The 19,619-nt window shown below is 39.5% G+C and carries 19 protein-coding genes and 2 pseudogenes; all 21 read left to right on the top strand.

Annotated elements, in window-relative coordinates; genetic code table 11:
- Positions 1-31: 31 nt before the first annotated feature.
- Positions 32-1,168, top strand: coding sequence for a 30S ribosomal protein S1 (gene rpsA / locus ACHZEU_RS06635; RefSeq protein WP_279494451.1), 1,137 nt, complete (start codon positions 32-34; stop codon positions 1,166-1,168).
- Positions 1,169-1,571: 403 nt separating this feature from the next.
- On the top strand, positions 1,572-2,882 hold the full coding sequence (gene der / locus ACHZEU_RS06630) for a ribosome biogenesis GTPase Der (RefSeq protein ID WP_004232601.1): 1,311 nt from the start codon (positions 1,572-1,574) through the stop codon (positions 2,880-2,882).
- Positions 2,883-2,992: 110 nt separating this feature from the next.
- Positions 2,993-4,009 carry an NAD(P)H-dependent glycerol-3-phosphate dehydrogenase gene (locus tag ACHZEU_RS06625; RefSeq protein ID WP_404804250.1) on the top strand — a complete coding sequence of 339 codons (1,017 nt, stop codon included), beginning with the start codon at positions 2,993-2,995 and terminating at the stop codon, positions 4,007-4,009.
- Positions 4,010-4,232: 223 nt separating this feature from the next.
- A complete protein-coding gene (locus ACHZEU_RS06620) occupies positions 4,233-4,445 on the top strand; it encodes a DUF2768 domain-containing protein (protein WP_004232605.1) in 213 nt (70 codons plus the stop codon).
- A gap of 22 nt (positions 4,446-4,467) precedes the next feature.
- Positions 4,468-5,250, top strand: a complete 783-nt coding sequence (locus tag ACHZEU_RS06615; RefSeq protein WP_048389808.1) for a hypothetical protein — start codon at positions 4,468-4,470, stop codon at positions 5,248-5,250.
- A 92-nt stretch (positions 5,251-5,342) separates the two neighbouring features.
- A complete protein-coding gene (gene spoIVA, locus ACHZEU_RS06610) occupies positions 5,343-6,821 on the top strand; it encodes a stage IV sporulation protein A (RefSeq protein ID WP_404804249.1) in 1,479 nt (492 codons plus the stop codon).
- Positions 6,822-7,019: 198 nt separating this feature from the next.
- Positions 7,020-7,292 (top strand): annotated as a pseudogene (locus ACHZEU_RS06605) (HU family DNA-binding protein).
- Between the two features lie 219 nt (positions 7,293-7,511).
- The gene (folE, locus tag ACHZEU_RS06600) at positions 7,512-8,081 is read left to right on the top strand and encodes a GTP cyclohydrolase I FolE (RefSeq protein ID WP_404804248.1); all 570 of its coding nucleotides are present in this window, start codon (positions 7,512-7,514) and stop codon (positions 8,079-8,081) included.
- A gap of 62 nt (positions 8,082-8,143) precedes the next feature.
- Positions 8,144-8,362, top strand: coding sequence for a trp RNA-binding attenuation protein MtrB (mtrB, locus tag ACHZEU_RS06595; RefSeq protein WP_004232621.1), 219 nt, complete (start codon positions 8,144-8,146; stop codon positions 8,360-8,362).
- A gap of 263 nt (positions 8,363-8,625) precedes the next feature.
- On the top strand, positions 8,626-9,393 hold the full coding sequence (locus ACHZEU_RS06590; protein ID WP_404804247.1) for a heptaprenyl diphosphate synthase component 1: 768 nt from the start codon (positions 8,626-8,628) through the stop codon (positions 9,391-9,393).
- A gap of 15 nt (positions 9,394-9,408) precedes the next feature.
- Positions 9,409-10,113, top strand: a complete 705-nt coding sequence (locus tag ACHZEU_RS06585; protein WP_404804246.1) for a demethylmenaquinone methyltransferase — start codon at positions 9,409-9,411, stop codon at positions 10,111-10,113.
- A 19-nt stretch (positions 10,114-10,132) separates the two neighbouring features.
- The gene (gene hepT, locus ACHZEU_RS06580; protein WP_404804245.1) at positions 10,133-11,107 is read left to right on the top strand and encodes a heptaprenyl diphosphate synthase component II; all 975 of its coding nucleotides are present in this window, start codon (positions 10,133-10,135) and stop codon (positions 11,105-11,107) included.
- A gap of 86 nt (positions 11,108-11,193) precedes the next feature.
- A pseudogene (gene ndk, locus ACHZEU_RS06575) lies at positions 11,194-11,610 on the top strand (nucleoside-diphosphate kinase).
- Positions 11,611-11,836: 226 nt separating this feature from the next.
- The gene (locus ACHZEU_RS06570) at positions 11,837-12,985 is read left to right on the top strand and encodes a thiolase family protein (protein WP_054550709.1); all 1,149 of its coding nucleotides are present in this window, start codon (positions 11,837-11,839) and stop codon (positions 12,983-12,985) included.
- Positions 12,986-13,000: 15 nt separating this feature from the next.
- Complete coding sequence (locus tag ACHZEU_RS06565; protein ID WP_404804243.1) at positions 13,001-13,768, top strand: 3-hydroxyacyl-CoA dehydrogenase; 768 nt, start codon at positions 13,001-13,003, stop codon at positions 13,766-13,768.
- 70 nt (positions 13,769-13,838) lie between these two features.
- Positions 13,839-15,464, top strand: coding sequence for a long-chain fatty acid--CoA ligase (locus tag ACHZEU_RS06560; RefSeq protein ID WP_048389825.1), 1,626 nt, complete (start codon positions 13,839-13,841; stop codon positions 15,462-15,464).
- Positions 15,465-15,589: 125 nt separating this feature from the next.
- The gene (locus tag ACHZEU_RS06555) at positions 15,590-15,820 is read left to right on the top strand and encodes a hypothetical protein (RefSeq protein WP_048389827.1); all 231 of its coding nucleotides are present in this window, start codon (positions 15,590-15,592) and stop codon (positions 15,818-15,820) included.
- 84 nt (positions 15,821-15,904) lie between these two features.
- Positions 15,905-16,678, top strand: a complete 774-nt coding sequence (locus tag ACHZEU_RS06550; protein WP_048389829.1) for a protein-glutamate O-methyltransferase CheR — start codon at positions 15,905-15,907, stop codon at positions 16,676-16,678.
- A 281-nt stretch (positions 16,679-16,959) separates the two neighbouring features.
- Positions 16,960-18,141 (top strand): chorismate synthase, encoded by a 1,182-nt coding sequence (aroC, locus tag ACHZEU_RS06545; RefSeq protein ID WP_004232644.1) that lies wholly within the window; start codon positions 16,960-16,962, stop codon positions 18,139-18,141.
- A 3-nt stretch (positions 18,142-18,144) separates the two neighbouring features.
- Positions 18,145-19,236 (top strand): 3-dehydroquinate synthase, encoded by a 1,092-nt coding sequence (aroB, locus tag ACHZEU_RS06540; RefSeq protein WP_016994409.1) that lies wholly within the window; start codon positions 18,145-18,147, stop codon positions 19,234-19,236.
- The gene (gene aroH, locus ACHZEU_RS06535; RefSeq protein ID WP_004232646.1) at positions 19,233-19,601 is read left to right on the top strand and encodes a chorismate mutase; all 369 of its coding nucleotides are present in this window, start codon (positions 19,233-19,235) and stop codon (positions 19,599-19,601) included. The genes aroB and aroH overlap by 4 nt, the downstream gene beginning before the upstream one ends.
- Positions 19,602-19,619: the final 18 nt, after the last annotated feature.

Genomic DNA, 19,619 nt, shown 5'->3' with positions numbered 1-19,619 from the left:
TAGTAAGGGAAGATGCGAAGGAGGGTTACATATGTCTGAAGAAATGAACTATGCAGAACAAACGTTTAACGAGGGTGATATCGTCAAAGGCATTGCCGCGCAAGTTGATGAAAAGGCAGTATCTGTATCAATTCCAGGTGCTCCGTTTGATGGTATTGTACCGATTAGTGAATTATCTAGCTTACACATTGAGAAAGCGTCTGATGTCATCTCAGTTGGAGATGAATTAGAATTGATGATTACAAAGGTTGAAGAAGAAAACTTTGTCCTATCAAAACGTAAAGTGGATGCTCTAAAAGCATGGGATACACTGGAGCAGCAATTTGCCGCTGAGGAAATCTTTGAAGCGGAAGTAAAGGATATTGTTAAAGGTGGTCTTGTCGTAGATTTAGGTGTACGTGGCTTTGTACCAGCATCGCTTGTAGAGGACTATTTTGTTGATGATTTTGAAGGCTATAAAGGGCAAACATTAAGCTTTAAAATTGTTGAGCTTGATAAGGATAAGAATCGCCTTATTTTATCTCACCGAGCAGTGGTTGAAGTAGAGAAAGCTTCGCAAAAGAAAAATGTGATTAATCAAATAAAAGCTGGCGATGTATTGGATGGTAAAGTACAGCGTCTCGCGTCATTTGGTGCATTTATCGACCTAGGTGGTATTGATGGTCTTGTACACATCTCGCAAGTATCACATGAGCATGTGAGTGATGTGAGTGAGGTTTTAGCTGAAGGACAAGATGTAAAAGTAAAAGTTCTATCAGTGGACCCAGAAAATGAACGTATTTCTTTATCTATTAAGGAAACAATTCCTGGACCATGGTCTAATATTGAAGAACGTGCCGCTAAAGGCACTATTTTAGACGGTAGAGTGAAGCGACTTACTTCATTTGGCGCATTTGTGGAAGTATTCCCAGGCGTTGAAGGTTTAGTGCATATATCGCAAATTGCGCATAAGCACATTAACACGCCTCATGAAGCACTAAAAGAGGGACAAGAAGTACAGGTAAAGGTTCTTGATGTCAACGCTGACGAAGGCCGTCTAGCCCTTAGTATTAAAGAATTACTAGAAAATCCTGAAGCAGAAGAAGTAATCGACTATGAATTACCTGAAGAGAATACAGGCTTCTCATTCGGTGATGTGATTGGCGATAAACTAAAAAACTTTAAATAATGTATAAAGCGAGGATGCTTAAATGTATCCTCGCTATTTTTATGGTTGATAGGATTTTGAAAGTGAAGGATAGCGATTGAGGAGTGGATAAAATCTTTGAATTGAAGGATACAACTTTAAAAGTAGCGGATAAGATTTCAGAAGTGAAGGATAGCAAATAAGAAGAGGATAAAATCTTTGAATTGAAGGATAAAACTCTAAAAGTAGCGGATAAGATTCTCAAAATAAAGGATAGCAATTAAAAAGGCGATAAAACCTAAATAACTCGGATAGTTTGCTTAAAAAAATGAGGTAACACCTTTTATCACCATACATAGCGTTCTACATTATGGATATGATATGATATAATGGCATTTTTCGTGTATAATAGCGAAAGACAAGAAGTTGGAAGGATGAAGTACAGATGACGAAACCAGTAGTAGCCATCGTAGGTCGTCCGAACGTAGGTAAGTCGACGATTTTTAATCGTATCGTTGGAGAACGTGTTTCGATTGTGGAGGATATCCCAGGCGTAACACGTGACCGTATTTATAGTTCGGCAGAGTGGTTAACACACGATTTTAATATTATTGATACAGGTGGCATTGAAATTGGAGACGAGCCGTTTTTAGAACAAATTCGTCAACAAGCTGAAATCGCTATTGATGAAGCAGACGTTATTATTTTCATGACAAATGGTCGTGAAGGGGTAACGGCAGCAGATGAGCAAGTTGCTAAAATTCTATACAAAACAAAAAAACCAGTCGTATTAGCGGTCAATAAAATTGATAATCCTGATATGCGTGAAATGATTTATGATTTTTATGCACTTGGCTTCGGTGAACCTTGGCCTATTTCAGGTTCCCACGGTTTAGGTTTAGGGGATTTATTGGACGAATGTGCGAAACATTTCCCGAAAGAAGATGAAGAACAATACGGTGATGATGTCATTAAATTCTCTTTAATTGGTCGCCCGAATGTTGGGAAATCCTCTTTAGTGAATGCTTTCCTAGGGCAGGAACGTGTTATTGTTAGTAATATTGCAGGGACAACACGTGATGCGATTGATACGCCTTATGCATATGATGGACAGGAATATGTCATTATTGATACGGCGGGTATGCGTAAAAAAGGAAAGATCTATGAAACAACCGAGAAATATTCTGTGTTACGTGCGCTACGTGCTATTGAACGCTCAGACGTTGTTTTAGTAGTGCTGAATGCAGAAGAAGGTATTCAGGAGCAAGATAAAAAAATCGCTGGCTATGCACATGAGGCTGGAAAAGCTGTGATCATTGTTGTGAATAAATGGGATGCCATTGAAAAAGATGAAAAAACAATGAATGTCTTTACACAGCAAATTCGTGAGCATTTCCTATTTTTAGATTATGCCCCAATTATTTTTGTATCGGCGAATACAAAACAGCGTGTGCATCAAATTTTACCGATTATCCAACGTGTCAGCGAGAATCATGCGATGCGTATTCAGTCCTCTATTTTAAATGAAGTGATTGAGGACTCAGTGGCTCGTAATCCAGCACCGACAGATAAAGGTCGTCGTTTACGTATTTACTATGCTACTCAGGTAGCGATTAAGCCACCAACATTCGTTATTTTTGTGAATGAACCTGAGCTTATGCATTTCTCATATGAACGCTTCTTAGAAAATCGCATCCGCGAAACATTTGACTTTGAAGGGACGCCAATTCGTTTAATTACACGTGCGCGTGCTTAAGGCAATAGCTATAGACRTACAATACGCCAACCCGACATTATTGTTGGGTGGCGTCTTTTTACAAGAAAGAACTTACTTAATAGACAACCCAACAAAGGGAGGATTTTGTTATGGAAAAAGTTTGTGTGTTAGGGGCAGGCTCATGGGGTACTGCACTGGCAATGGTACTAGCGGAAAATGGACATGATACGCTTGTATGGACACATAGAGCTGAGCAGGCAGAAGAAATCAATCAACTGCATACGAATAAAAAATATTTACCAGAAACCATTCTACCTGTAAATTTACATGCGACGAGTGATATGGCACAGGTAKCTACTCATGCAGAAACCATTGTTGTGGCTGTTCCAACAAAAGCGATTCGTGAAGTATGCGAGAAACTAACGGCTGAATTAACAAAAAAAGTGTTGTTTGTCCATGTTTCGAAAGGAATTGAGCCTGACTCATTAAAACGAATATCTGAGATTTTAGCAGAAAGCTTACCAGCAATGTATGTGGAAGAAATTGTTGTTCTTTCTGGGCCAAGTCATGCAGAAGAAGTGGTACTGCATCATCCTACAACGGTTACTGCAGCTTGTGCTAATATTGATGCTGCTGAAAAGGTACAGGATTTATTTATGAATCAGTTCTTCCGCGTCTATACAAATGAGGATATCATTGGTGTAGAAATAGGAGGAGCTTTGAAAAACGTTATCGCTTTAGCGGCAGGTATTACTGATGGCTTAAATTATGGAGACAATGCAAAAGCGGCACTTATTACGCGAGGTCTTGCAGAAATTTCACGGTTAGGTGTAAAAATGGGTGGTAATCCATTTACGTTCTCAGGACTTACAGGTATGGGGGACTTAATTGTAACCTGTACAAGTGTCCACTCGCGAAACTGGCGTGCAGGTAATATGTTAGGGCAAGGTATGAAGCTACAAGAAGTGCTGGATCAAATGGGCATGGTCGTAGAAGGTGTCCGTACCACGAAGGCAGCCTATCAATTAGCAGAGAAATATGATGTCGCCATGCCGATTTCCACAGTGCTCTATAGTGTGCTATTTAATGATGTTGAACCGAAAGTGGCAGTAGATGCCTTAATGATGCGTATGAAAAAACGAGAAATAGACGATATGAAGCATTAATATTAATTTTTTGATTAGACTTGTCATTAAATGGACATAAATAAGGTGTCTCAACCAATCTGTTGAGACGCCTTATTGTGTGCCACTAGTTGAATAGAAATACAAGCTAAAAGAGTTGTCCATTTCTTGATAGTTATGGGACAACTATTTCTTTTTAGCAAAAGCACATAGTATAATATACTTTGATTGTGTCTTGACATTCAAAGAAAGGTGGTTTTTTGAAATGGGCCCGTTAGCTCATATGCCTGCGCTTGATGTAATGTGGGTGTCGTTTTATTGCATCGCATTTATGATTATATCAGTCGGCTTAATTTATTTAGCACGAAATAAGATTTCAAATGTATTTTTACGAACAGTCGTAAATTTATGTGCATACATACTGTTTGGACTTGGCACATTTTTAATGGTACTTGTAGTTGCCACTTGGCCAGCATAAATAATAATGAGGTGTCAGTAACATGAAAAAACTAAGTGCTTTGCTGTTGGTATTTGCAACCGCCATACTGTTAGTAGGATGTGCGTACCCAGAAGAAGAAAAAAGGGCTAAGGTCACGCCTGATGTCGATCAACTAGCGGCAGTTCAACGTGCTGTGGATGAATACCGTGAAGCAACAGGTGGACTAGTACCAATTAAAAATAGCGAGCTAGATACGGATATCTATATCAAATATTTAATCGATTTTGAAAAACTTATGCCGAAGTATTTGACGACAATTCCTGGAAATGCCTATGAAAAAGGTGGTATATATCAATATATCATTTGGGACCCTGAAAATGAGGCATCGGTCAAATTAGTAGATTTAAACGCGGCAGAGCGTATACGTGAAATAGGTATTCGTAAACTATCTACACAGTATTTACCAATAAAAGGGTCAATTTCAGATAATGTTTATCAGATCAACTATAAAGATTTGGGTTATAAAACAGAGGTAACTGTAAAAAGTCCCTATTCTGGCGTCGAGTTACCGCTTTTCATGACTGGTGATGGTGAATTACATGTAGACTATGCTGTGGATTTAGGCCAGCTTTTAAAAGAGGATAAGCCGAATGTAAAGCCAGGTGATGATATTCGCCAACTGCTTGTCGACAAATTTCCAGTGGTGCCTGCCTATTCTATTCCATATACAGTGGACGAGAATGGAGAGCCTATCTATGATATGAAAACGTATAATACGGATGTCAAAAAAGCGAAAGAATTACAAAAACAAGAGGCAGAAGCCGCCGAGAAAAAAGAGAAATAGCAAACAAGCTCCTTACATTTGTGAGGGGCTTTTTCATATTTGTCTACAGGCTTGCATATAGTGAAAAAGCGTAGATAAAGGAGGCAGAAACCTTGAGTGAAGCAGTATTTAGAGAAATTGCAGAGCGCACAAATGGCGATGTTTATATTGGTGTTGTCGGTCCAGTACGTGTAKGTAAATCAACATTTGTAAAAAAGGTAATGGAATCAGTCGTGTTACCAAACATTGTGGATGAAACGGAAAGAATGCGAGCACAAGATGAGTTGCCACAAAGTTCTCCGGGGCCAGTCATTATGACTGCTGAGCCGAAGTTTGTGCCTGCCCAAGCAACCCGTATTGTGGTCGGTGAAGATGAAATGCCATTCCAAATTCGATTAGCAGATTGTGTTGGTTATATTATCGATGGGACAAAAGGCTATGAGGATGAAAATGGACCAAAATTTGTTCATACGCCTTGGCATACGGAGCCAATTCCATTTCAGGAAGCCGCTAAAATTGGCACAGATAAGGTGATTCGCGATCATGCGAATATTKGTATTGTCGTAACGMCTGATGGTACAGTGAACGGAATCAGTCGACGAGCAGCAGAGAAGGCAGAAGAGGAAATTGTAGAGCAATTAAAAGACATCGGCAAACCATTTGTCATCTTACTCAATTGCCAAATGCCTGCGAGAGAAGAAACGGTTCAGCTTCGCAHTGRATTGTTTGAACGTTACAATGTCCCTGTTATTGCGATGTCCATTGATCAAATGAGAGAAACGGATATTCAATATATTTTACAAGAGGCGTTATTTGAATTCCCAATTCGTACCATTGAGGTGGAAAAACCAGACTGGCTGGATGTATTAGATGCTACACATCCATTAAATGTTGCATTGATTGATTCGATGGAGGAAGTCCTTTCTTCTGTTATGAAAATTCGAGATGTGCAACAGGCGTCAGATGCCTTTAAAGCCATTGACTTTATTGACCAAAGTGAAGTTGTTCATGTAGATGCAGGTGTAGGAACAGCTGTAATTCGGGTATCCCTACAGGGTGAATTGTATAAATCAGTTTGTAATGAATGGCTAGAAGAACCAATTGAAACGAAAAAAGATTGGTTACTCTTTATCAAAGAGGCGGCAGAGGCAAAAGAGGCCCAAAAACGCTTTAAAAGTGCTATTCACGATGCTGATACGACAGGCTATGGCGTGACATTGCCAATGATGCAGGAATTTGAGCCAACAGCCCCAGAGCTCATTAAACAGAATAATTTCTTCGGCGTACGAATGAAGGCAAAAGCGCCATCCTATCATATTATCCGAGTTGATATGGAGTCAGAATTTGCACCGTTAATTGGCTCAGAGTTCCATAGTCAGCAACTTCTAAAAGATTTAAATCATGCTTATTTACATGATCGTGATGCCTTATGGAATACACAATTATTTGGCACMCCATTGCATGAAGTAKTAAAAGAGGGGATTCGTTATAAAATGGATGCAGTTCCATCTACTGCCAAAAAACGTATGCGTCAGACGATTGAACGAATGGTTAACGAAGGAGATCGTGGTTTAGTAACATTTATTTTATAGTGATAAAATTCAGAAAAAATGCAAAAAATATACGCAGGGCTTTTCGTTTTTATGCGAAAAGTCCTTTTATTTTTGTTTTTTGGGTGAAAAACTGATTTTTTGGTTATAATCATGTATGAATACAGTTGCGTAGCGGTTTTCTATGTGTTACTCTTTTTACAGAATTGGTTCATGACCCTTTGAGAGGAGGTGAATGGTGTGAATAAAACAGAATTAGTAAACTCTGTTGCTGAAGCTGCAGGTCTTTCTAAAAAAGACGCTTCTAAAGCAGTTGAAGCTGTATTTGATACAATTCAAGATGCTCTTGCAAAGGGTGACAAAGTACAATTAATTGGTTTTGGTAACTTTGAAGTASGTGAACGTGCGGCTCKTRRAGRTCKYWWYSCRCRMMCTGSYMMASAWAWMGAAMYMGCTGCTAGCAAGGTGCCTGCTTTCAAACCAGGTAAAGCGCTTAAAGACGCGGTAAAATAATACACGTCTAGTAGTTACATAGAGCAGTCTTCATGTTAACGAACATGAAGGCTGCTCTTTTTAACTTCAAATTTGAATTTTACATAATAATATACAGTGATTTTCTTATCTAGAAGCGAATTTCTGATGAATCAGGTAAGTCATTTTGCGCTTACCTTTTGGATGTGCTACGATGCATAGGGAAATGTGTAATGTTTTGATATGCAGGAGGGTTTTTTGATGTCGAATATTGATTTATTAAAAATAGAAGAAGCGGTAAAAATGATTTTAGAAGCGGTAGGTGAAGATGTAAATCGTGAAGGTTTATTGGATACGCCGAAGCGTGTAGCAAAAATGTATGCCGAAATGTTCAGCGGCTTGCATGAGGATGCTAAAGATTATTTTAAAACGGTATTTCATGAGGATCATGAAGAACTAGTGCTTGTCAAAGATATACCTTTTTATTCGATGTGTGAGCATCATCTAGTACCTTTCTATGGCAAAGCACATGTTGCATACATACCAAATGACGGCGTTGTTGCTGGACTGAGTAAGTTAKGACGTGCAGTGGAGACGATTGCCCGCAGACCACAACTACAVGAGCGTATTACCTCTTCAGTAGCAGACACAATAATGGAGATGCTTTCGCCAAAAGGTGTCTATGTTGTGATCGAGGCTGAGCATATGTGTATGACAATGCGTGGATTAAAAAAACCTGGTTCTAAAACGGTGACATCTGTTGCACGCGGTATTTATGAGGAAGATGAAGTGAAACGTAGAGAAGTACTATCATTTATTCAAATGTCTTAAATTGCGTGTCTAATTATGTTATGATGAACTAAGAATTTGTCGGATTTAAGGAGTGTACAAAGATGTCACAAGATTATATTGTTATTCAAGCAGAAGAAGATGGTGTACATGTCATTGGATTAACACGTGGAACTGATACGAAATTCCATCATTCAGAGAAATTAGATGCCGGCGAAGTAATGATTGCTCAATTTACAGAACACACGTCTGCCATGAAAATACGCGGTAAAGCGCAAATTCATACAGCACATGGCGTGATCAATAGCGAAGCGAAAAAATAAGAAATTTTGTTTCTGACGATAGGTTTTAATGCTGTTCAACGTTCTACAACACATATAAAAACACTAGATGTGAAAAACTTAGTATAAGGTCTATGGGCAGTTAGCATTCCAACATTCAATTATGGGAGAGCTTTACTGCCTGTGCTATGAAGAAAGCAAATTTTTTTTATTCCGCATCGTTGCGTATGCTATAATGACTCAGTAAGCAAGCGTTTGGCCTTGTATAGGGCTAACGTATCTGAAAGTGAAATGGAGTAAGGTCTATGAATGCAACATACMTTCAAAATTCAATTGCACAGTTAAAAACAGAGATTTTCATGGATGTTCGTCATAGAACTTTGCAAAAATACACAGGTGTACCTGTGCTAGATGAAAATCAACTGTTTTATTTGTTAATCCCGTTTTTGAATGGTGAAGAGTGGCAACAAGAGCAACAAGAGGCTGCAATTACTGTTGGCATAGTGTACGCAGCATTAGCGGCTCACGATCATATAAAAGAATTAGACGCAACATCAAAAGAACAGCAGCTTACCGTATTAGCTGGGGATTTTTATAGTGGTCGTTATTATGAAATATTAGCAATGTCAGGGAATGTTGCATTAATTCGAAACTTGTCACAAGGTATTGTGGCACGATGTGAAAACCAAATTAAGGTTTATGAAAATAAACAACGAACAATGGAACAGTGGTATACATCGATGAGTACGATAGAATCTGGGTTAATTGCTCAATTTTTTGATCTTTATTCTTTCAGTGAATATATACCACTTATAGAAAAAAGCTTATTAATCTTGCGTTTAGAAAAAGAATGGACAGCTTATCAACGTGGGCAAATGTCTTTAATGGGTAAGGCACTAGAAGAAAGTGTCAGACGTAATGGCGCAACCTTTAATAGCGTCATCCAAGGGAAAATTGTGCATTTAAAAACAGAGCTATCACAGATCATTAATCAGGCATCCTTTTTACAAAGTGATATCAAACAAGCTTTACATGCACATGTAGAGGCATCCATTGCTTCTACTAACGGATAAGAGAGGTTTTTCAAAATGGCTAAAACGAAAGAAGAACACGTTCACGAAGTATTTGAAAGTATTTCGGAAAACTACGATAAAATGAATGGTGTAATTAGTTTCCAGATGCATGTTGGCTGGCGTAACGATACGATGAAGCACATGGCTGTAAAACCTGGATCAAAAGCACTTGATGTATGCTGTGGCACCGCAGACTGGACAATCGCATTGGCAGAGGCTGTTGGTGAAAGTGGAGAAGTAAAAGGGCTTGACTTTAGTCAAAACATGCTGAAAGTTGGCGAAAAAAAGGTAKAGCCATACCCACAAATTGAACTCATTCATGGAAATGCAATGGAGTTGCCTTTTCCAGATGATACGTTTGATTATGTGACAATCGGCTTTGGTCTTCGCAATGTACCTGATTATTTACAAGTTTTGAAGGAAATGCATCGTGTTGTTAAACCGGGTGGAATGGTGGTTTGTTTAGAAACATCTCAATCTGAAATCCCTGGTTATCGTCAGCTGTTCCGTTTTTATTTTAAATATATAATGCCGATATTTGGTAAAATATTTGCGAAAAGCTATAAGGAGTATTCTTGGCTTCAGGAATCTGCGAATGATTTCCCAGGTATGAAAAGGTTAGCGGCATTGTTTGAGCAGGCAGGATTAGAAAAAGTAACGTACAAAGCATACAGTGGCGGGGCTGCGGCAATGCATATGGGCTTTAAAAAGATACGTTAATGGGGGAAGGTTTTCACACGTGGAAAAGATGAAGTTAAAACTACTCTATTCCGATTTGAAATCAGATATCGAAATCATTGAACAAGAGTTAGAAAAAGCGGTGGACTCATCTTCATATTTGATCAACGATGCTTCTCTCCATTTATTACAAGCTGGTGGCAAACGGATAAGACCAATTTTTGTGTTACTAGGCGCAAAATTTGGTGATTATGACATTGAGAAGATGAAGGRTGTAGCAGTKCCTTTAGAACTCATTCATATGGCATCGCTTGTACATGATGATGTCATTGACGACTCCAATATGCGAAGAGGGCGCCCAACTGTCAAATCACAGTGGAATAACAGGGTAGCAATGTACACAGGCGATTTTATTTTCGCACGTGCGCTGGAATATATAACAAAGTTAGAAGACCCACTTGTTCATCAAATTTTAGCGCGTACGATGGTGGAGATTTGTAACGGTGAAGTCATTCAAATTGAAGATAAATTTAGATTAGATCAAGGTTTAAAAGATTACTTTAGAAGAATCAAACGCAAAACAGCATTACTTATTTCTTCAAGCTGTGAGCTAGGAGCTGTGGCAGCGGGGGTTGATGCTAAAACAGTTCGGCATTTAAAGCGCTTCGGCTACTTTGTAGGCATGAGCTTCCAAATTATCGATGATGTTTTAGATATTATGGCAACCGATAAAGAACTAGGGAAGCCAGCAGGTAGTGACTTACTACAGGGCAATATTACTTTACCGATTTTATTGTTGAAAGATGATCCGGAGATGCAACCATACTTAGTTAAAGTGTTTGCAGGCACGTTAACAGAATCGGAACGTCAAAATATGTTGCAATATGTGCGTAAATCTCATGCGATTGAGCAAGCTAATCGTATGAGTGATAAATATTTGAAAAAAGCCTTACAAGAAATTGATGCTTTACCAAAACATCCCGTTAAGAAAAAATTACGTGATGTAGCATTGTTCATGGGTAAGCGCAAATTCTAGCTTTTTGTTGTACAAAAGCTCATTTTTTGTTAATATTTATCGGTAGGTGTAAAACCTGTTAGACGAATTTAAGGAGTGTTTTAAACATGGCAATTGAACAAACTTTTTTAATGGTTAAGCCTGACGGAGTTGAACGTCAAGTAATTGGAGACATCGTTGATCGTTTCGAACGTCGCGGTTTTGTAATGAAAGGTGCTAAATTAATGGTAATTCCTAAAGAATTAGCAGAAAAGCACTATGCTSAGCATGCTGARMSTCSATTMTYTRGTGAAWYAGTTGATTTCATCACTTCTGGTCCTGTATTCGCTATGGTATGGGAAGKCGAGAACGTAATCAAGCTTGCACGTACAATGATGGGTGCAACGAAACCTGAAGAATCTAACCCAGGTACAATCCGTGGAGACTACGCAACAACTGTTTCTCACAACATCATCCACGGTTCTGACTCTCTTGCTTCTGCAGAGCGCGAAATCGGCTTATTCTTCGGTGAAGATTTAGTTTAATTTCGAATAGATCAAGCAATCTCAATTTTTTGAGATTGCTTTTTTATTGCGCAAAAAAGGGGAGGGATCATTCCGACGAATAATCTCTTACTAGAAACATATAGAATTGTTAAAAACTTCTTAGTCATGTACAATAAATAATGTAATATTCTGATAATTAAGTGAGGAATAGTTGAGTAGACTCGTCAATAAACTAAGAGGATGACGAGGAAAAGGGGTTATGGACATGAGAGAAGTGGTGATTGTAGCAGCTGTGAGAACTGCTATAGGAAGAAGTAAGGGCGCATTAAGTCAAGTTCGAGCAGATGATTTAGCAGCTGATGTATTACAGGAGGTTGTAAAGCGTGCAGGCATTGGTAAGGAACAAGTAGACGATGTCATTTTGGGGTGTGTGACGCAAACAGCTGAACAAGGGGCAAATATTGCGAGGACCTCTTTATTAATGGCTGGATTCCCCGATAGTGTGCCAGGTGTAACCATTGATCGTCAGTGTGGTTCAAGCCAACAAGCCGTGCACTTCGCAGCACAGGCAATTTTAGCCGGGGATATGGACATTGTCATTGCTGGTGGGGTAGAAAGTATGTCAAGAGTACCAATGGGCTCAAACATGCAACATGCCCATGCTAGTAACCGCTTACAGGAAAATTATGATATTATCCATCAAGGATTATCAGCAGAGAAAATCGCTTCCCAATGGTCTTTATCGAAAGAACAGCTAAATAGCTATGCTTATCAAAGCCATCAACGGGCGATTTCCGCCATTAGAGCGGGTCATTTCCAAGCTGAAATACTACCCATTCAAGTTCCACAAGAGGATGGCTCAGTGACAACATTTGCGGTAGATGAGGGTCCTCGTGCAGAAACTACCGTTGACATTTTAAATGGATTAAAAACCGTCTTTCAAGAGAATGGCGCGATTACTGCGGGCAATGCGAGCCAAATGAGTGATGGGGCCTCAGCTGTAGTCGTAATGGCATTGGATAAAGCGAGAGAACTAGGCATTCAACCACTCGCTAAAATTGTGACAAGAGTGGTCGTGGGCTCTGATCCGACATTAATGCTGACAGGGCCAATCGAAGCTACTAGAAAAGCATTAGAACGGTCAGGGCTCAACATTGAGGATATCGACACATATGAGGTAAATGAAGCCTTTGCACCTGTGCCGCTCGTATGGCTGCATGAAATAGGAGGAGACCCACAGAAGCTCAATCCTGATGGTGGAGCCATTGCACTGGGACATCCATTAGGGGCAACAGGTACGAAATTGTTAACGACCATGCTCTATCGAATGGAGCGAGAGAATTATCGTTACGGCTTGTTGGCGATTTGTGAGGGAATGGGAATGGCCAATGCCACGATCATTGAAAAAATGTAAAAGGGGATATGTCTGATGAAGGAACATGAAGTGGTGGCAGTCGTAACAGGGGGTGCCTCTGGTTTAGGAGAGGCAACCGTTCGGAAATTAATAGGACAGGGTGGCAAAGCAATTATTTTTGATGTCAATGATGAGCGTGGACAAGCTCTAGTGGAAGAATTAGGTCAAAATGTCCTTTATGCACGAGTAGACGTCACAAAGGAAGAGGAGGTGGCGACTGGCCTTGAGCAGGCTATTGCAGCTTTTGGCAAGATCAATGTTGCAGTGAACTGTGCTGGCATTGCAGATGCGAGTAAAGTTATTTCGAAGCGTGGTATACACGCCCTTGCGTTATTTGAAAAAGTGATTGCTGTTAATTTAGTTGGCACGTTTAATGTCATCCGTCTAGTGGCAGAAAAAATGCAACATAATGAGCCAAATGAGGATGGACAGCGTGGCGTCATTATTAATACCGCGTCTGTGGCTGCATTTGATGGGCAAATCGGACAAGCTGCTTATAGCGCGTCAAAAGGTGGCGTAGCAGCCATGACGTTGCCAATTGCAAGAGAGCTTGCGGAAATCGGTGTCCGAGTGATGACCATAGCGCCAGGATTAATTGAAACACCAATGTTTGCTTCGTTACCTGAGCCTGCACGAACAGCTCTTGCTCAAATGACACCATTCCCTAAACGACTTGGAAAACCTTCGGAATATGCTCTTTTKGTTGAAAGTATTATCCACAATGGCTTGTTAAATGGAGAGGTCATTCRACTAGATGGTGCCATTCGCATGCAACCGAGGTAACGGCAAAATCTAGTTCAAATAGTTTTTGTTTTGATTGTTTCTAAAATCGTAGATGAAGGGAAGCGGTATCATGCATATGATGGATACACCTTTATTATTAACAAGTTTTTTGAATCGTGCAGAACGATTTTTTCACTCAAAGAAAATCTATTCTCGAACAAGTGCCACTACTATTCACGAATTTACGTATAAAGAATATGTCAAACGGACTCGCCGATTAGCCGATGCTTTGACGAAACTAGGGATGGATCGAGGAATGAAGGTGGGCACATTTGCTTGGAATCACCATCGCCATTTGGAAGCCTATTTTGCTGTACCATGTGCAGGAGCAGTATTGCATATGATTAATATTCGATTATCCCCTGAGCATATTGCCTATGTCATCAATCATGCCGAGGATGAAATATTATTAATAGATGATAATCTGGTGCCACTAATTGCACCTATCGTCTCTCAGCTGAAAACGGTAAAGCATTATATCATTATGGGTGATGCTGTTGCAGTAGAAACTTTACCGATTCCAAATGCTCTTTCCTATGAATCGCTACTTGCGGAGGCAGATGAACATTTCACATTCCCAGAAGATTTAGATGAAAATACACCTGCAGGCATGTGCTATACCAGTGCAACGACGGGCATGCCAAAGGGAGTAGTCTATACACATCGCAGTATTGTACTTCATAGTTTAACAGCTGGTCTCGCTGACAGTATTGCAATTTGTGAGTCGGATGTGGTGTTACCTGTTGTGCCAATGTTCCATGCGAATGCATGGGGATTACCATTTGCCAGTGTCGCATTTGGTTCTACACAGGTCTTACCGGGACCTATGTTTACACCACAGCTATTGCTAGAATTATTTGATGTATATAAAGTTACATTGACAGCAGGTGTACCGACCATATGGCTGGGCGTTCTACAGGAGCAGCGTCAAAACCCTCGTGACCTATCGTCTATGCGATTAATTGTTTGTGGAGGTTCTGCTTCACCAATTGGTCTTGTCCGAGGCTTTGAGCAAGAACTTAATATCCCTTACATGACAGGTTACGGTATGACGGAAACCTCACCTCTTGTAAGCCTATCCACGTATTTAACACATATGCAGGACTATACGGCTGATGAAAAAATGAATGTTCGGATTACACAAGGTATGACGATGCCACTTATTGATACAAGGATTGTCAATGAAAATGGTGAAGTGCCTTGGGATGGCAAAACGATGGGAGAGCTTACGATTAGAGGACCATGGATTGCTAATGAGTATTATCAGGATGAACGAACGGAAGAGGCCTTTAAAGACGGCTGGCTCTATACAGGCGATATTGCTGTGATGACAACAGATGGCTATATAAAAATTACCGACCGTACAAAGGATTTAATTAAGAGTGGTGGCGAATGGATTTCTTCAGTAGAGCTTGAAAATGCATTAATGTCCCATCCAAAGGTCTTTGAGGCAGCTGTTATTGCCATTCCACATGAAAAGTGGTTGGAGCGACCGTTAGCTTGTGTCGTAGCAAAGCCAGAGTTTAAGGGTTCTATTACAAAAGAAGAGTTACTAGAGAGTCTACAGCACCAATTCCATAAATCATGGGTTCCTGATGATATTGTCTTCATTGACGAGGTACCAAAAACGTCTGTAGGTAAATTCTTGAAGGCTAAATTACGAGAAGATTTAAAAGAGTATCGCATACAAGTCTAACGATAATGGATAGAATGAGGGTGGTGAAAAACTACCTTCATTTTTTATTGGAATAAATTCCTGAAAAATGAAACTATTTTTTCCATTTTGCCGTATAATCAAAATAACGAAAGGAAGTGAACGGATTGTCAATTGCCATTGTAGCGATAATTGGGGGCGTCATTATTTCTCTAGCTGGAATTTTTACAGACGCTCGTACGAGACAACAAAAAATAAAACTGAAGGCTGTTGAAAAAGAAGTAGAATTAGAAAAGCTTAGGTTAGAAACTTATACGATTGAAACAGAAAAAATGAGACTTGAATTAGAACAGTCGAAAGTATTACTTTTAGAGGAAAAACAAAACGTAAGAAAGTAGATTTGCATACATGAGAAAGACTATTTCAGGATTGGGGCTTTTCCGCTATAATGGTAATACGACGCTAGAGGGGAAGATGACCATATGTCTGATTATGAACAGTTTATAGAAGGTATTAAGCGCAAAACAGGAATAGATTTAGCGTTATATAAAGAAGCGCAAATGAAAAGACGATTAACCTCTCTTTATGAGAAAAAGGGCTATCGTAATTTTGTAGACTTTCTAAAGGCACTCGAACAAGATCGTGATTTAATGAATGAATTCTTAGATCGTATGACGATCAATGTTTCTGAATTTTATCGCAATGGAAAGCGCTGGGAAGTATTACAAAAGAAAATATTTCCGAAACTTTTACAAACTAATAAGCGTTTAAAAATTTGGAGTGCGGCTTGTTCGACAGGAGAAGAACCATATTCTTTAGTAATGGTATTATCTCAATTGGTGCCTTTATCTCAAATTCAAATTATTGCCACTGATTTAGATGAGAATGTGATACAAAAGGCGAAGTTAGGTGTCTACCCTGAACGCTCTTTAGCCGAGGTCCCAAGTGATATTAAAGCAAAGTATTTTGAACAAGAAGGCTCCTTCTATCGCGTGAAGGATGAGATTAAGCGTTGTGTAACCTTTAAGAAACATAATTTATTGAATGACTCTTATGATGGCAATTATGATTTAATTGTTTGTCGCAATGTCATGATTTATTTTACAGAAGAAGCGAAAGATCAAATTTATAATAATTTTAGTAAAGCACTGCGCAAGGATGGCGTTTTATTTGTTGGATCGACAGAGCAAATTTTTAATCCAGCACGTTATGAATTTGATGTAGAAGACACGTTCTTCTATCGGAAAAATAATTAATAATATGGATGAAAAGCTTTGTACAAATAACACAATTGTACATAAAGTTGACCAAGCATTAAACATAGATAATTCATACGCTTTTCGCTTATCATAAGCAAAGGCGTATTTTTTATAAAATTTAGCTAGGTGTTTTTTATAACTTTCATTCAGAATATTCACATTTAGATCTATGAAAATGGTAACTACTTAAAAGACATTCGTAAAAGGACTGTTTTTTTAAAGAATATATGTTATAGTGAAAAATACATACTTTAGCGAGTTGAAGGGAGAAAGTGTTTATGCGTTACTTAACAGCAGGTGAGTCTCACGGACCTCAATTAACGACAATTATTGAGGGTTTACCGTCACTCTTACCCATTACAGCAGAAAAAATTAATCACGATTTAAAACGTCGCCAAGGAGGTCATGGACGTGGGCGCCGCATGCAAATCGAAACAGATACAGTGGAGATTGTAGCTGGTGTTCGTCATGGTCAGACACTTGGATCTCCTGTTGCACTCGTTGTCACAAATGATGACTGGAAGCACTGGACTAAAATTATGGGTGCAGAGCCACTAGCTGATGATATCAATCCTGAAGATATCAAGCGTCAAATCTCACGTCCTCGTCCAGGTCATGCAGATTTAGTTGGAGGCATGAAATATGGTCACCGTGATTTAAGGAATGTATTAGAGCGCTCCTCTGCGCGTGAAACAACTGTACGAGTAGCAGTTGGGTCTGTGGCAAAGGCGTTACTTAATGAACTAGGCATTTCCATTGTTGCACATGTTACAGAGATAGTGGGAATTAAAGCCGATACTTCTTTAATAGAAGGAAAAACAACAGAAGAAATTCGTGCAATTGTCGAAGCGGATCCTTGCTACTGTGTAGATCCAATCGCCTCTGCGAAAATGGTTGAGGCAATTGATGAAGCGAAAAAGGCCGGCGATTCGATCGGTGGTGTTGTAGAAGTCATTGTAGAAGGCATGCCAGCAGGTGTAGGTTCTTATGTACATTATGATCGTAAGCTGGATGCAAAGCTTGCTGCTGCTATGCTATCTATTAATGCATTTAAAGGAGTAGAGTTTGGACTTGGCTTTGAAATGGCACGTCGAAAAGGTTCTGAAGTACACGATGAAATCATCTGGTCTGAAGAAGAAGGTTATACTCGTGCAACCAATCGACTTGGTGGCTTAGAAGGCGGTATGTCAACAGGTATGCCAATTGTTGTACGTGGTGTGATGAAGCCAATTCCTACTTTATATAAACCATTACAAAGTGTAGATATTGAAACAAAAGAGCCGTTTAAAGCGAGTGTTGAGCGCTCTGATAGCTGTGCAGTACCAGCAGCGTCTGTAGTTGCAGAACATGTTATTGCCTGGGAAATAGCGAATGCAATTTTAGAGCAATTCCATAGTGATCAACTACCACAATTACAAGCTCAAATTGACGAGCATCGTCAATATACAAAGGGGTTCTAAGTTATGCGTGTACCAGTAGCAACAAAATCGCATCAATATGAAGTTGTTCTTGGGCATCAATTTCTAACTGAAGCTGTGGAGGCATTTGCTGATAAACTTCAAAAAGCGGATAAGCTCTTTGTGTTTACTGATGTCAATGTTTGGGCAGCACAGGGAGAGTACTTCAAAGCAAATTTCCCGTACCACTTTGAGGTTTTTATTTTGCCAGGTGGAGAAGCGTGCAAAACCTTTGATCAATACAATGCTGCTCAAACATTTTTATTAGAGCAAAAATGCTCCAGAAAATCCTTCATTTTTGCTTTTGGAGGAGGAGCAGTTGGCGATTTAACAGGTTTTGTTGCGGCAACCTATATGCGTGGGATTCCGTTTATTCAAATTCCAACGACTATTCTAGCGCATGATTCCGCAGTTGGTGGAAAAACTGCCATTAATCATCCACTAGGAAAAAATATGATTGGCGCATTTTATCAGCCAGAAGGCGTGATATATGATACAGCTCTTTTAGAAAGTTTATCAGAGCGTGAGGTACGTTCGGGAACAGCAGAGTTAATTAAGCATGCCATGATTTCTGACCCGAACTGGCTGGAGGAATTAATGACAGGAGATTCGGTGATCCATTTTAATCAAAATGAACTAGCAAAGCAACTAAAAAAAGGAATTGAAGTGAAAGCACAAATTGTTGCTGAGGACGAAACAGAGCAATCCGTTCGAAAGTTTTTAAACCTAGGCCATACATATGGACATGCCATTGAGGCAGCTGCGGGTTATGGCAAAGTGGCTCATGGTGAGGCGGTTATGATTGGACTCGTCTATTGTCTTCTATTGAGTGAACGATATGGAGAAATTGATCGAACGTTCACCCAATCCTTTTTACAGTTTGCGATAAAAAACGGCTATCCTTTTAAGGCTGTGAGTGATTATTCATTTGAACAATTATCTAGCTACCTAATGAAAGATAAAAAAGCGGAATATGGCATTTTACAATTTGTTCTTTTGGAGAAAATTGGAAAGCCTTTTGTCAAAGCTATTGATTTAGAAGAATGCCAAGAAATAGATGCTGAATATAGACAGTTATTAGCGGAGGTGCTTGTATGATTCGTGGACTTAGAGGAGCAATAACAATTGAATCTGACAAGCCAGAGCTTGTATGGGATGAGACAGCAAGATTAGTGCGTGAGGTTGTGGCAGCAAATAATGTGGACATTGATGATATCGCATCGATCCTCATTTCAACAACGCCAGATATTACCTCAGCATTTCCTGCTCGTGCAGTACGCTTGATGGATGGCTGGCAGTATGTCCCTGTTATGTGTACACATGAAATGGATGTGCCAGAAGCATTACCATTATGTATTCGTGTATTAATACATGCAAACGTAGAGGTAGCCCAAAAAGATGTAAAGCACTTGTATCTCAATGATGCAGTGAAATTAAGACCAGATTTGGCTCAGGCTAAATAAGTAGAGGAGATGTTTTAG

Origin of the sequence: Lysinibacillus sp. S1 (genome assembly GCF_044986265.1) — a bacterium.
Classification (GTDB): domain Bacteria; phylum Bacillota; class Bacilli; order Bacillales_A; family Planococcaceae; genus Lysinibacillus; species Lysinibacillus capsici.
The sequence above is the reverse complement of the archived record's forward strand: the minus strand, read 5'-3'. Positions and strand labels throughout refer to the sequence as shown.